Consider the following 12,093-nt stretch of genomic DNA (forward strand, 5'->3'; position numbering starts at 1 on the left):
TCATTGATCGGCCAGCATCTGGCGCAGCAGGGGAATGGTCACCGCCCGCTTGGCGGCCAGCGCGAACTCGTCGAGCCGGTCCAAGAGGCGCATCAAATGCTTCAGGTCGCGGGCGAAGCGGGTCAGCAGATAGTCGATCACCTCGTCGCCGAGCAGGATGCCGCGTCGGTCGGCTTCGCGGCGCAGCGCCGCGCGCATCTCCGGCTCGGAGAGCGGCTGCAAGGCAAAGGTCGGCCCCCAGCCCAGGCGGGTGCGCAGGTCCTCGCGCAGGGCCAGGTCGACCGGCGGCGCGCTGCCGCTGGCCACGACGGCCAGGCCATGGGTGGCCGCCTCGACGAAGAGCGCGAAGGCCGCATGCTGCTGGCCGGCATCGAAGCGCTCGCAGTCGTCCAGCAGCAGCAGGCTGGGCTGGCTAGGCATCTCCCAGGGCAGGCCGGTGTCGGCGTCGTACCAGCCTACCTGGGCGCCGGCCGCCTGCCAGGCCTGGGCCAGCGCGCGCAACGCATGGGTCTTGCCGCTGCCCGGCGGGCCCCATAGAAACACCGGCGGCGCGCCGTTCTTCAGCGCCTGCAGATGGGCCAGCGCCGCGGCATTGGCGCCGGGCAGGAAATTATCGAAGGTGAAGACCGGCGCCGGGCCGATCGCTAGAGGAATCTGTTTCAAAACTACCCAGCCCGTACCGCCGGCTCCTCGGAAAGACGACATGGCGATTGCCGCCATCGTCTGGACCGCGGCGCGCCGTGCGGCGGCGATTCTAGTTAATGCAGCGGCGGTCCGCCCCGCGCACGCAATTGCTGCAGGCGCTGGCGCAGCGCCGCGGCATCGGCGGCGGCGCCCTGCTCCTGCAGATAATGGGCGAGATCATCGGCCGCCGCGGGCCAATGGCCCAGCGCCTCCAGCACCAGGCCGCGGTCGCGGCGCTCGGCCGCATCCTGCGGCAGCAGCAGCACCAGGCGCTGCTGGACGGCCAAGAGCCGCGGCCAGTCCTCGGCCGCGCGGTGGATCTCCTTCAGATTGCGCAACATGCGCGCCAGGATCTGGCGCGGCGGTGCCGCCTGCAGAAAGAGCTCGATCGGCAGCTCGGCATCGTCGGGCAGGCCGCTGCTCTGGCGGTAGACCTGCAGGAACTCGTCCAGGCTGGCCCGCGACAGCGAGCGGCCGCTGAACGGGTCCAGCACCACCTCGCCGGCGCCGACCCGCAGCTTGACCAGGAAATGCCCCGGGAAGGCGATGCCCTGCGCGCGCAGGCCCAGCTGCGCGGCCAGCTCAAGGAAGATCACCGCCAGGCTGATCGGGATGCCGCGCCGGGTCGCCAGCACCTGGTGCACATAGCTGTTGGCGCAGTCGTAGTAGTTGTTGACATTGCCGGCAAAGCCCAGCTCTTCGTGAAAGTAGCGGGTCAGCGCGCGCAGCTTGTAGTTGGCCGAGGCATCGGCCGGCAGGCGCTGGCGCAGGCGCTGGACCAGCGCGTCGACCTCGGCCAGCACCGCCTGCACGTCCAGCTCGGGGAAATCGTCCTGGGCGATCGAGGCGGCCGCCTCCAGCAGGTTCAACCCGGCGTCATCGGCCACCAGGGTGGCAAAGTACTGCAAGGGCGTGGGCGCCTGCAGGCGCAGGAACGAAGAGGCCATGGGCCGAGTTTAGGCCCGGCGGGCGAACTGGCGCAGCTTCAGGCCGCTGGCCAGCAGCAGCGCGAAATACAGCAGCGCCGAGCCGAGCAGGCTGCCGGCCATCGCCAGCGCGCGCAGGCCCTCGCTGCGACCCAGTGCGATCCAGTCCAGGCGCTGGGCCAGCCACCACTGCAGCGCACCCATGGCCAGGCTGGCGAGCAGCACGCGCAGGAAGAAGCCCCGCCAACCCGGCGCCGGCCGGTAGCTGCCCAGGCGCCGCAGGCCGCGCAGCAGCCAGCCGGCATTGATCAGCGCACCCAGGCCGATCGACAGCGCCAGCCCGGCCACGCCCAACCAGGGCACAAAAACCAGGTTCATCAGCTGGGTCAGCAGCAGCACGCTGATCGCGACGCGCACCGGCGTGCGCATATCCTGGCGCGCATAAAAGCCCGGCGCCAGCACCTTGATCGCAACCAGGCCCATCAGGCCGACGCCATAACCCATCACCGCGCTGCTGGTCTGCAGCACGTCCTTCGCCTCGAAGGCACCGCGGTGGTAGAGCACCGACACCATCGGCTGGGCAAATACCAGCAGCGCCACCGCGCAAGGCAGGGTCAGCAGCAGCACCAGGCGCAGCCCCCAGTCCAGCAGGGCCGAATAGCGCTCACCTTCGCCCTTCGCCTGCGCGGCCGACAGCTGCGGCGTCAGCACCGCACCGAGCGCGACGCCCAGCAGCGCGGTCGGGAATTCCATCAGCCGGTCGGCATAGGTCAGCCAGGACGCCGCGCCGGCTCCGACTAGCAGCGCGACCTGGGTGTTGATCAAGAGCGACAGCTGGGCGACACCGACGCCCAGCAGCGCCGGCGCCATCTGGCTCAGCACCCGCCGCACGCCCTCGTGCGCCCAGGCCCGGCGCAGCCCGCGCAGCGACAGGCCCAGCCGCGGCAGGACGCCGATGCGCGCCAGCGCCGGGATCTGCACCACGAGCTGCAGCACGCCACCGATCATTACGCCCAGGGCCAGGCCATAGATCGGCCGCCAGCCCCAGGCCTCCAAGCGCGGCACCAGCAGCCAGGCGGCGGCGATGACCGACAGGTTCAGCAGCACCGGCGTCGCCGCCGGCACCATGAAGCGCTTCCAGGTATTCAAGATGCCCGCGGACAGCGCCACCAGCGACATGCAGCCGATATAGGGGAACATCCAGCGCGTCATCACGATCGCCGCCTCGCGTCCATCGGCCGGCAGGCCGGCGCCGAGCAGCCAGACCAGCAGCGGCGCGCCGGCGATGCCCACCAGGCAGGTTGCCAGCAGCGCCCACAGCAGCACCGTCGCGACCGCGTCGATCAGGCCATGCGTGGCCGCGTCGCCCTCCTTGGCCCGCGTGCCAGCCAGCACCGGCACAAAGGCCTGCGAGAACGCACCCTCGGCAAACAGGCGGCGCAGCAGATTGGGGATACGGAAGGCAACCTGGAAGGCATCGGTCAGGCTGGACGCGCCGAACAGCGCGGCAACCAGTTGCTCGCGGATCAGGCCGGTGATGCGCGAGGCCAGCGTCAGCACGGAAATCAGGGAGGCGGCGCGCAGCAGATTCATGGGTTCTTGGTGGGGAGGGATGCGGGCGCAAAGCCGGCCGGGCGGCCGAGCGGGAAATGGCGCCGCATTATCATCGCGCCGGCCTGCTGGAGCCTCGGCGTCGCCTGGCCCTCGCCTCCACGGCGCCGAGGCAGCCCCGTCATCAAGGCCTGCATAGGCCCGTGCACATTGTTGAGCTCTGATTTCAGTGCTATACTCGCGGTCTTTGCACCAACTGGGTAGATTTACAGCATGGCAACTAGCTCCAAAGCCAAGAAGAAGACGGTCCGTTTGGCATCGGGCCTCAAGCGCGCCCGCCAGGACGTCAAGCTCAACGCTGCCAACACGGCGCTGCGTTCCCAATTCCGCACGGTCGTCAAGAACGTGCAAAAGGCTGTTGTCGCCGGCGACAAGGCCAAGGCTGCCGATCTGTTCAAGACCGCCCAGGCCGTCATCGACTCGGTTGCCGACAAGGGCATCTTCCACAAGAACAAGGCTGCTCGCCACAAGAGCCGCCTGTCCGCGAAGATCAAGGCGCTGGCCGCCTAAAAACCAGTTCGGTGCAAAAAGCGAAGGCCCGCCGCGGCGAGCCTTCCGAGCCCAAGGCCCACTCCGGTGGGCCTTTGCTTTTTCCGCACCGCAGCCGCCGCCTCAGCGCAAGGAGCCGGCCGGCACGCCCTGCATCGCCCGCGCGCGCAGCCAGTCGCCGACCGCGCGCGCAACCCAGGGCGGATCGTCCAGCGGCAGGTCATGACCGGCCTTGGTATGCAGGCGCAGCGGCGCCCCCCAGGCGCGGCTGATCGCCTGCGAGCAGCGCCAGTCGACCAGGCCGTCGCGCTTGCTGCACAGCAGCAGCACCGGCGCCGCCGGCCGGCCGCGGCTGGCCCGGTACAGCATCGCGGCCAGCAGCTGCCGTATCGTGTTGCGCAGCCCGGTCCGGCGCTGGCGCTGCAGATCGACCCAGTTGTCCAGCACCTCCTCGGGCCGCGGCAGCAGCCGCGTCGTCAGGTCCAGCACCCTCGCCTCACGCTGGCGCGTGCTGAAGCGGGTCAGGCTGAGCAGCAGCAGGGTGAAGAAATTCAGCGGCCGCAGCCGCCGGTAGAAAAAGCCGAAGGGACGCAGGCTGCTGTTGATCAGCACCGCGCCGCCGATCTCCTGCGGATAGCGTTCGACCCAGTCGCTGACCACCATGGTCCCCAGCGACATCGCCAGCAGGTGGACCGGCCCGGTGATGCCGCGCAGCGCCAGCTCGGCCCGGCAGGCCTCGACCATCGCCGACACGTGGATCGGGCTCGCCTGCGCGTGCAGCACGCCGTTGCCGGGCAGGTCCAGCAGCAGCAGCCGCGCACCGGGCTGCTGGCTCTCGATCTCCTGGCGCAGCAAGTGCGGGAACTCGCCCCAATGGCCGCTCTCGCGCGACAGGCCGCGCAGCAAGACCCAGGTGACCGGTGCAGCACTCATGGTGCGACCGATGCGGCCCACCGACGCCAAGCCGAAACCACGACGGAATTCATGCGGAAGATGCTGCCGGAGATGAGGACGGCAGTAAGCATAGCCGCGCCCGATCGCGCCAGCCAGCGCCATGTGGCCCGACAATTAGGGACGTCGAAGGCCGCCGTTAGATCGCTGGGACGGCCTAGACCGGCTTGGCCGGCACCGTGCCGCTATCGGGCAGCAGGCAGGCCTCGGCAACCTGCAGATTGTTGTCGCGGGCGAAGTTCATCACGAAGTCCCAGGCCATCGGTTCGATGCTCTTCAACTCCTCGTTGACGATCACGCACTTGACCCCGTTGATCAGCCGCGGCACGCAATACGGCGAATAGCCGATGTGCGCGCCCGGGCCGCCACGGGCGCCGCCCGGGCGGAAGCAAGACATGGCCCCGGCGAGCCGCTCGGCCCAGTCGCTGGGCCGGAAGGTGCGTCCGTCCAGGGTCAGGCCCTGGATGAAGACTTCGCGCGGTTTGGGGGACGAACTCATGAATGCAATAGGCGGTCGCGGTCAGCGCGACAGCCCGCTATTGTGCCCTGGATGTGTTGCGCCGCAGCACGGCCTGAGCCCAAAGCTGCTGCGATCGCCCGGTCGTCCTTCACGCCGCCCGCCAAATAGCGGGTCGACCCTTAGAATCGAATGGCGCATGGCATCCGGCCGGCGCGCTTCACCAACCCACGTCTAGAAAGACCCGATGAACGCCCCTGTCCCCTCGTCCGAACCGCAAGTGATGCAAACCTATGGCCGCCTGCCGATCGCCCTGTCGCACGGCAAGGGCTGCTGGGTCTGGGACACGAACGGCCGACGATACCTGGACGGCCTGGGCGGCATCGCGGTCAACACGCTGGGCCATGCGCATCCCAAGCTGGTGCCGGCCCTGCAGGAGCAGATCGCCCGGCTGATCCACACCAGCAACTACTACCTGGTGCCGCTGCAGCAGCAGCTGGCGGCCAAGCTGTGCGAGATCTCGGGCCTGGCCAACGTCTTCTTCTGCAACAGCGGCCTCGAAGCGAACGAGGCGGCGCTGAAGATCGCCCGCAAGTTCGGCCATGACCGCGGCAACAGCAGCCCCGAGGTGATGGTGTTCGAGGGCGCATTCCACGGCCGCTCGATCGCCACCCTGTCGGCCACCGCCAATCCGAAGATCCACGCCGGCTTCGGCCCGCTGGTTCCGGGCTTTGTGCGCGTGCCACTGAACGATATCGCTGCGGTCGAGGCCGCCCTGAAGGCGCATCCCAACATCACCGCAATCTTCCTGGAGACCATCCAGGGCGAAGGCGGCGTCAACCCGGCCCGCATCGAGTTCCTGCAGGCGCTGCGCCGCGTCTGCGACCAGCACGACCTGCTCCTGATGCTGGACGAGGTGCAATGCGGCATCGGTCGCACCGGCAAGTGGTTCGCCCACCAGTGGGCCGGCATCCAACCGGACGTGATGCCGCTGGCCAAGGGCCTGGGCTCGGGCGTGCCGATCGGCGCTGTCGTCTGCGGCCCGCGCGCGGCCCATGTGATGCAGCCGGGCAACCACGGCACGACCTTCGGCGGCAACCCGCTGGCGATGCGCGCCGGCGTCGAGACGCTGACCATCATGGTCGAGGAAGGCCTGCTGGCCAATGCGGCCCAGGTCGGCGCCGAGCTGAAGGCGGCGCTGCAGCAGGGCTTGGCCGGCGAGATCGCCAGCGGCGGTGTGGTCGAGGTGCGCGGCCAGGGCCTGATGCTGGGCATCGAGCTCGACCGCCCGGCCGGCGCACTGCTGGCCCAGGCGGCCGAGGCCGGCCTGATGATCAGCGTCACCGCCGACCGCGTGATCCGCCTGGTGCCGGCGCTGATCCTGTCCAGCGACGAGGCCGCGCAGATCGCGGCCATCCTGGTGCCGCTGGTCAAGGCCTTCCTGGCCCAGCCGAAGCCATGAAGCCGGGACAGAGCCTGATGCGGCATTACCTGCAGTTCAAGGACCTCCGCGCCGAGGAATACGCCCATCTGTTCGAGCGCGCCGCCATCATCAAGCGGCGCTTCAAGAACTACGAGAAGTACCAGCCGCTGGCGGACCGCACCTTGGCGATGATCTTCGAGAAGGCCAGCACGCGCACGCGCGTCTCCTTCGAGGCCGGCATGTACCAGATGGGCGGGTCGGTCGTGCACCTGACCACCGGCGACAGCCAGCTCGGCCGCGCCGAGCCGGTCGAGGACAGCGCGCGGGTGATCAGCCGCATGGTCGACATCGTGATGATCCGCACCTACGAGCAGACCAAGCTCGAGCGCTTCGCCGCGCATTCGCGCGTGCCGGTCATCAACGGCCTGACCAACGAATACCACCCCTGCCAGATCCTGGCCGATCTGTTCACCTTCATCGAGCAGCGCGGCATGGACCGGCGCGGCGCGATCGACATGGAATGCCTGAAGGGCCGTGTCGTCGCCTGGGTCGGTGATGGCAACAATATGGCCAATACCTGGCTGCAGGCAGCCGAGATCCTCGGCTTCACCGTCCATGTCAGCACGCCCAGCGGCTACGAGATCGACCCGGCCGTGGCCGGCGTGCGCGACACCGGCTGCTACAAGCTCTTCAAGAGCCCGCTGGAGGCCTGCCGCGGCGCCGATCTGGTGACGACCGACGTCTGGACCAGCATGGGCTACGAGGCCGAGAACGAGGCCCGCCGCAAGGCCTTTGCCGACTGGTGCGTGGACGCCGAGATGATGGCCGTGGCCAAGCCCGACGCTCTCTTCATGCACTGCCTGCCCGCGCATCGCGGCGAGGAGGTCAGCGCCGAGGTGATCGACGGCCCGCAATCGGTGGTCTGGGACGAGGCCGAGAACAGAATGCACGTGCAGAAGGCACTCATGGAGTACCTTCTGCTCGGGCGGATCGGCTGAAAGCCGAGACGCGCCCCGGAAACGGGGCGCATTCTGTTCGGGCTTGGCTAACTTTGCGCAGCAAAGTTAAGCGCCGTCAGGCGCGGCCAAGACCAGAACCGCCCTCTCGCCTCTCTCTCTCAGCCCCACGTCAGCCGCCTCGGGCATGCTAGTTTCCATGGGAATCACCGCCCTGATCACCGATGTGCATGCCAACCGCCAGGCGCTGGAAGCGGTGCTCGAGCATGCGGCCGCGCGCGGCGCGACGGCCTATGCCTTTCTCGGCGACCTGGTCGGCTACGGCGGCGATCCGGGCTGGGTGGTCGACACCATTGCCGCCCAGGTCGAGGCCGGCGCGGCGGCCGTGCTCGGCAACCACGACGAGGCGGTCGTCAAGGGCAGCACCGCGCAGATGCACGAGGACGCCCGCGCGGCGCTGGACTGGACGCGCCGGCAGCTGAGCCCGCGGCAGCTGGACTTCCTGGCCGCGCTGCCGCTGAACCAGCGCCGCGGCGACTGCCTGTTCGTTCATGCCAATGCCTATGACCCGGCCGGCTGGGACTATGTGCAGGGCCGCATGGAGGCGATGCGCAGCCTGCATGCGACCGACGCCGTCTACACCTTCTGCGGCCATATGCACGAGCCCAAGCTCTACCACCTGTCGGGCACCGGCAAGGCGGGCGACTTCACCCCGCAGCCGGGCATCGCGATCCCGCTGCTGAGCCACCGCCAATGGCTGGCCATCCCGGGCTCCTGCGGCCAGCCGCGCGACGGCAATCCGGCCGCCTGCTACGCGCTCTTCGACGCGGCCGCCGGCGAGCTGAGCTTCGAGCGCGTGCCCTATGACATCGAGGCGGCGGCGGCGCGCATCCGCGCGGCCGGCCTGCCCGAACGGCTGGCGCAAAGGCTGACGGAAGGTCGCTAAACTCCGCGCCATGCCTGACACCGGCCCCGCCAGCATCAGCACCCTGCCCCCGCTGGCGGCGCTGCAGGCCGGCATGGTGATCGACGGCTTCCGGCTCGACGAGCAGCTGCACGAGGGCGGCATGGCACGGCTGTGGGCCGTCTCGCGCGTCGAGCCCAGGCCCGGCGAGGACTTCCCGCTTATCATGAAGGTGCCGCGCATCAAGGGCGGCGAGGACCCGGCCACCATCGTCGGCTTCGAGGTCGAGCAGATGCTGATGCCGGCGCTGAAGGGTCCGCATGTGCCGCGCTTCGTCGCCCGCGGCGACTGGACCCGCCAGGCCTATATCGTGATGGAGCGGATCGAGGGTCAGACCTTGCGCCCCCGCCTGGACGCGGCGCCGCTGGCACTGGAGGAGCTGGTCGAGATCGGCTCGCGCGTCGCCCTGGCCCTGCATTCGCTGCACCGCCAGCATGTCGTGCACCTGGACGTGAAGCCCAGCAACATCATGTTCCGGCCCGACGGCGAGGTGGTGCTGGTCGATTTCGGCCTCTCGCGCCACGACCACCTGCCCGATCTGCTGGAGGAGGAATTCTCGCTGCCGATGGGCACCGGCCCCTATATGTCGCCGGAGCAGGTGCAGTTCATCCGCAACGACCCGCGCAGCGATCTGTTCGCGCTGGGCGTGATCCTCTACCACCTGGCCACCGGCGAGCGCCCCTTCGGCCAGCCGACCTCGGTGCGCGCGCTGCGGCGGCGGCTCTACGTCGACCCGGTGCCGCCGCGCGCGGTCAACCCGCACATCCCGCCCTGGCTGCAGGAGATCATCCTGCACTGCCTGGAGGTGCAGCCGGAACGCCGCTACCAGAGCGCCGCCCAGCTGGCCCTGGACCTGCGCCAGCCGCTCGGCGTGCAGCTGACGCGCCGCGCCGATCTGATGCAGGTGAGCGGCGGCATGCGGCGGCTCAAGCGCTGGTTCTTCGCGCTCGGCGCCGAGCCGCGGTCCGCAGCCGCGGCCGCCCCGGCCGCCGAGCAGCTGGCGCGCAGCCCCATCATCCTGGCGGCGGTTGACACCGCCAATGCCAGCGCCGCGCTCCTGGAGCAGCTGTGCGAGACGGTGCGCCGCATCGTGCAGACCGAGCCAGGCGCGCGACTGGCCTGCCTCAACGTGATGAAGACGGCGCGCATCGGCATGGACGAGCTGACCGACAAGGACGGCCGCAGCCTGCACGTCAAGCAGCTAATCGCCCTGCGCCACTGGGCGAGGCCGATCAGCCGCGCGCTGAGCCTGGAGGATGGGCGGCTGACCTTCCATGTGCTGGAGGCACCGGACGTGGCCAATGCCATCATCGAGTTTGCCGCCCGCAACGGCGCCGACCACATCGTGATGGGCGCGCGCGGCAGCTCGACCCTGCGCCGCTATCTGGGCAGTGTGTCCTCGCAGGTGCTGGCCGAATCGGGCTGCACCGTCACCGTCGTGCGGGAGCGCTAGCTAGCGAGCGCTGCCGTTCAGTGCTGATGCGCGGCGGCGGGCGCGCCGAGCTGGCGCGCCTCGGCCTTGATCTCGACCGTCTGGCGCTTCTTGTCGCGGTCCTCGAAGACCAGGGTCAGCGGCAGCTGCTCGCCGGCGGCGATCGGCTTCTTCAGCGCCATCAGCATCAGGTGATAGCCACCCGGCTTCAGCTCGACCGGCTTGCCGGCGGGCAGTTCGAGGCTGGCGACCGGCCGCATCTTCATCGTGTCGCCGTCCATCGCCATCTCGTGGATCTCGACCAATTCGGCCAGCGGCGTCTTCACCTCGACCAGGCGGGCGTCGGCGGCCGATTGCAGGCGGAAGAAGGCGCCGGTCGCCTTCTGCTGCGCCACCGTCGCGCGCACCCAGGCCTGCTCGACCTTGACCTGGGGCTGGGCCTGCGCGGCCAGCGCCAGCAGCAGCGCCGGCAGCATCGGCATCGTCGTCTTCGTCTTCATGGTCGTCGCTTCGCTCTTGGGTTCATGCGGATCGCCGCATCATAGTGGGCTCTACACTGGCGCGATGACGACGACGACGAACCCCTGCACCGACTGCGGTGCCTGCTGCGCCAGCTTCCGGGTCGACTTCGCGCGCGCGGAACTGCAGTCCGAGGGCGGCTGCGTGCCCGACGGCCTGGCCGTCGAGCTGAACGACAGCCTGGCGCGCATGCGCGGCAGCGATCATCTGCGGCCGCGCTGCGCGGCCCTGGTCGGCACGGTCGGCGTCAAGGCCAGCTGCGGCATCTATGAATGGCGGCCCTCGCCCTGCCGCGAGTTCGGCCTGCGCGCGCCCATGGGCATCGGCGACGAGGCCTGCGCGCGCGCCCGGGCGCGCCACGGGTTGGCGCCGCTCTAGGGAGTCTGGGCCCTTGCCAGACTCAAGGCGGACCACGCGCTCGGCCGCGCAGACTCCCTGTCTCTATCGGATCGGAGCCCGGTGCGTGTTCAGCCAGTCGAGCTTGGCCGCGTAGACATCGTGCTCCTTGCGCGTGGTGCTGTTCTCCAGCGCCAGCGCCATATGCTTGCGCGCCGGGCCCATCTCGCCCATGCCGTAGCTGGCCAAGGCCAGCCAGAAATGGAACTCGTGCGAATAGGCCGAGCGCGCCACCTCCTTGGCGAACCAGTCGCGCGCCAGCCGGTAATTGCCGTCCTTCATCGCCTGCATGCCCAGGTCGAAATAGCGGAAGGGCGGATAGGGCTGCAGCTCGCGCAAGGTCGCCGCCATCTGCTCCGACTCGGCTTGGCGGCCCAGGTCCTTGTAGACCAGGACCAGATTGGCGATCGCCTGCAGATTGCCCGGCTCGCGCTCCAGCACCAGGCGCAGCGCCCGCTCGGCCGCGGCCGCATCGCCATGGCGGCGGTAGATGACGGCCAGGGTGTTGTAGCCGGACATGAAGCGCGGATCCTGCAGCACCGCGGCGCGCGCCCACCAGTAGGCCTCGTCGAGCCGGCCGTCTTGCAGGTTCTCGGCCGCGCGGTTGTTCATATACATCGCGATGATGGTCGACTCGTCGATCGAGATCGCGCGCTGGCCGCGCAGCATCTCGGGCGGCAGGAAGTCGATCGTCAGCAGCTCCGGTTCGCCGCCGACGGTGCGGATATTGTCGATGCGGGTGCCCAGGCTGACGTTGACATGGCCGGACAGGAAGTAGAGGTCGCCGCTGCGGCTCCAGAAGTCCTCGACAAAGACGCTGCGGTAGCGCACCGGCAGGTCCAGATGCTTGGCGAAGGCCGCCGTCATGATGACCAGGGACAGGCAGTTGCCGCTGCGCGCATCGAAGGCCTCGGAGGCGTTGCGGGTGATCTCGGCGTCGTACTCGAGCTTCAGCTGCGTCTTCGTGTACAGCGCGTCGATCAGGCCCTGGCGCTTGCCGCGGGTGCGCTGCAGCATCGCGAACTCGGTGTCGAGGAACTGCTTCATCGCCGGGCTGAAGGCGAACACATCCTCGGCATTGATGCGCTGGGTGCCCGGCTGGAACTGGGCGTCCTGAAGGAGCTGCGCCGGCGGCGGCAGTTTCGAGGTCGAGGCGCAGGCAGCCAGCAAGCCGCAGGCCGCGGCCACGATCCAGGTTCGCAGGGATCCGTTCATGGTCTCCTCCATTGCCGAATCGGCGGCCGACCGACGAGCCTGGGGGTCGCGACCGCCTGCAGCGATGCTA

General features: G+C 69.3%; 13 protein-coding genes. 6 read left to right on the forward strand and 7 right to left on the reverse strand.

The window, feature by feature from the left end; genetic code table 11:
• From hda to murJ, 3 genes are all read right to left on the reverse strand, one after another.
• Positions 1 to 663, reverse strand: coding sequence for a DnaA regulatory inactivator Hda (hda, locus tag QWJ38_RS16715; protein WP_290360236.1), 663 nt, complete (start codon positions 661 to 663; stop codon positions 1 to 3).
• Positions 664 to 758: 95 nt separating this feature from the next.
• Entirely contained in the window at positions 759 to 1,631 is an 873-nt protein-coding gene (locus QWJ38_RS16720) for a SirB1 family protein (RefSeq protein WP_290360237.1), read from the reverse strand.
• A gap of 9 nt (positions 1,632 to 1,640) precedes the next feature.
• A complete protein-coding gene (gene murJ / locus QWJ38_RS16725) occupies positions 1,641 to 3,203 on the reverse strand; it encodes a murein biosynthesis integral membrane protein MurJ (protein WP_290360238.1) in 1,563 nt (520 codons plus the stop codon).
• Positions 3,204 to 3,434: 231 nt separating this feature from the next.
• Here murJ and rpsT point away from each other — a divergent pair, with 231 nt between their 5' ends.
• Complete coding sequence (gene rpsT / locus QWJ38_RS16730; protein WP_290360239.1) at positions 3,435 to 3,731, forward strand: 30S ribosomal protein S20; 297 nt, start codon at positions 3,435 to 3,437, stop codon at positions 3,729 to 3,731.
• A gap of 102 nt (positions 3,732 to 3,833) precedes the next feature.
• On the opposite strand, the gene QWJ38_RS16735 is transcribed toward rpsT, so the two are convergent.
• Together QWJ38_RS16735 and QWJ38_RS16740 are read right to left on the reverse strand one after the other, a co-directional pair.
• Positions 3,834 to 4,643 carry an alpha/beta fold hydrolase gene (locus QWJ38_RS16735; protein WP_290360240.1) on the reverse strand — a complete coding sequence of 270 codons (810 nt, stop codon included), beginning with the start codon at positions 4,641 to 4,643 and terminating at the stop codon, positions 3,834 to 3,836.
• A 175-nt stretch (positions 4,644 to 4,818) separates the two neighbouring features.
• Complete coding sequence (locus tag QWJ38_RS16740; protein WP_290360241.1) at positions 4,819 to 5,160, reverse strand: DUF3579 domain-containing protein; 342 nt, start codon at positions 5,158 to 5,160, stop codon at positions 4,819 to 4,821.
• Positions 5,161 to 5,365: 205 nt separating this feature from the next.
• On the opposite strand from QWJ38_RS16740, the gene QWJ38_RS16745 reads away from it, so the two are divergent.
• From QWJ38_RS16745 to QWJ38_RS16760, 4 genes are all read left to right on the forward strand, one after another.
• The gene (locus QWJ38_RS16745) at positions 5,366 to 6,580 is read left to right on the forward strand and encodes an aspartate aminotransferase family protein (protein WP_290360242.1); all 1,215 of its coding nucleotides are present in this window, start codon (positions 5,366 to 5,368) and stop codon (positions 6,578 to 6,580) included.
• A complete protein-coding gene (argF, locus tag QWJ38_RS16750) occupies positions 6,577 to 7,539 on the forward strand; it encodes an ornithine carbamoyltransferase (protein ID WP_290360243.1) in 963 nt (320 codons plus the stop codon). The genes QWJ38_RS16745 and argF overlap by 4 nt, the downstream gene beginning before the upstream one ends.
• Before the next feature lie 157 nt (positions 7,540 to 7,696).
• A complete protein-coding gene (locus QWJ38_RS16755) occupies positions 7,697 to 8,443 on the forward strand; it encodes a metallophosphoesterase family protein (protein ID WP_290360244.1) in 747 nt (248 codons plus the stop codon).
• 10 nt (positions 8,444 to 8,453) lie between these two features.
• Positions 8,454 to 9,914, forward strand: a complete 1,461-nt coding sequence (locus QWJ38_RS16760) for a bifunctional serine/threonine-protein kinase/universal stress protein (protein WP_290360245.1) — start codon at positions 8,454 to 8,456, stop codon at positions 9,912 to 9,914.
• Positions 9,915 to 9,931: 17 nt separating this feature from the next.
• Here QWJ38_RS16760 and QWJ38_RS16765 read toward each other — a convergent pair whose 3' ends face one another.
• Positions 9,932 to 10,393 carry a copper chaperone PCu(A)C gene (locus QWJ38_RS16765; RefSeq protein WP_290360246.1) on the reverse strand — a complete coding sequence of 154 codons (462 nt, stop codon included), beginning with the start codon at positions 10,391 to 10,393 and terminating at the stop codon, positions 9,932 to 9,934.
• Positions 10,394 to 10,457: 64 nt separating this feature from the next.
• On the opposite strand from QWJ38_RS16765, the gene QWJ38_RS16770 reads away from it, so the two are divergent.
• Complete coding sequence (locus tag QWJ38_RS16770) at positions 10,458 to 10,790, forward strand: YkgJ family cysteine cluster protein (RefSeq protein WP_290360247.1); 333 nt, start codon at positions 10,458 to 10,460, stop codon at positions 10,788 to 10,790.
• Between the two features lie 63 nt (positions 10,791 to 10,853).
• Here the strand turns inward: QWJ38_RS16770 and QWJ38_RS16775 are convergent, their stop codons facing one another.
• Positions 10,854 to 12,023: a tetratricopeptide repeat protein gene (locus tag QWJ38_RS16775; protein ID WP_290360248.1), complete on the reverse strand. Its 1,170-nt coding sequence runs from the start codon at positions 12,021 to 12,023 to the stop codon at positions 10,854 to 10,856.
• Positions 12,024 to 12,093 lie beyond the last annotated feature (70 nt).

It is taken from the genome of Roseateles violae (assembly GCF_030410485.1).
Lineage (GTDB): Bacteria > Pseudomonadota > Gammaproteobacteria > Burkholderiales > Burkholderiaceae_C > Roseateles_D > Roseateles_D violae.

Coding starts and splice junctions, on each gene's coding strand:
- rpsT (WP_290360239.1), top strand. CDS start 3,435: ATGGCAACTAGCTCCAAAGCCAAGAAGAAGACGGTCCGTTTGGCATCG.
- QWJ38_RS16760 (WP_290360245.1), top strand. CDS start 8,454: ATGCCTGACACCGGCCCCGCCAGCATCAGCACCCTGCCCCCGCTGGCG.
- QWJ38_RS16770 (WP_290360247.1), top strand. CDS start 10,458: ATGACGACGACGACGAACCCCTGCACCGACTGCGGTGCCTGCTGCGCC.
- QWJ38_RS16765 (WP_290360246.1), bottom strand. CDS start 10,393: ATGAAGACGAAGACGACGATGCCGATGCTGCCGGCGCTGCTGCTGGCG.
- murJ (WP_290360238.1), bottom strand. CDS start 3,203: ATGAATCTGCTGCGCGCCGCCTCCCTGATTTCCGTGCTGACGCTGGCC.
- QWJ38_RS16745 (WP_290360242.1), top strand. CDS start 5,366: ATGAACGCCCCTGTCCCCTCGTCCGAACCGCAAGTGATGCAAACCTAT.
- QWJ38_RS16755 (WP_290360244.1), top strand. CDS start 7,697: ATGGGAATCACCGCCCTGATCACCGATGTGCATGCCAACCGCCAGGCG.
- QWJ38_RS16720 (WP_290360237.1), bottom strand. CDS start 1,631: ATGGCCTCTTCGTTCCTGCGCCTGCAGGCGCCCACGCCCTTGCAGTAC.
- QWJ38_RS16735 (WP_290360240.1), bottom strand. CDS start 4,643: ATGAGTGCTGCACCGGTCACCTGGGTCTTGCTGCGCGGCCTGTCGCGC.
- argF (WP_290360243.1), top strand. CDS start 6,577: ATGAAGCCGGGACAGAGCCTGATGCGGCATTACCTGCAGTTCAAGGAC.
- QWJ38_RS16740 (WP_290360241.1), bottom strand. CDS start 5,160: ATGAGTTCGTCCCCCAAACCGCGCGAAGTCTTCATCCAGGGCCTGACC.
- QWJ38_RS16775 (WP_290360248.1), bottom strand. CDS start 12,023: ATGAACGGATCCCTGCGAACCTGGATCGTGGCCGCGGCCTGCGGCTTG.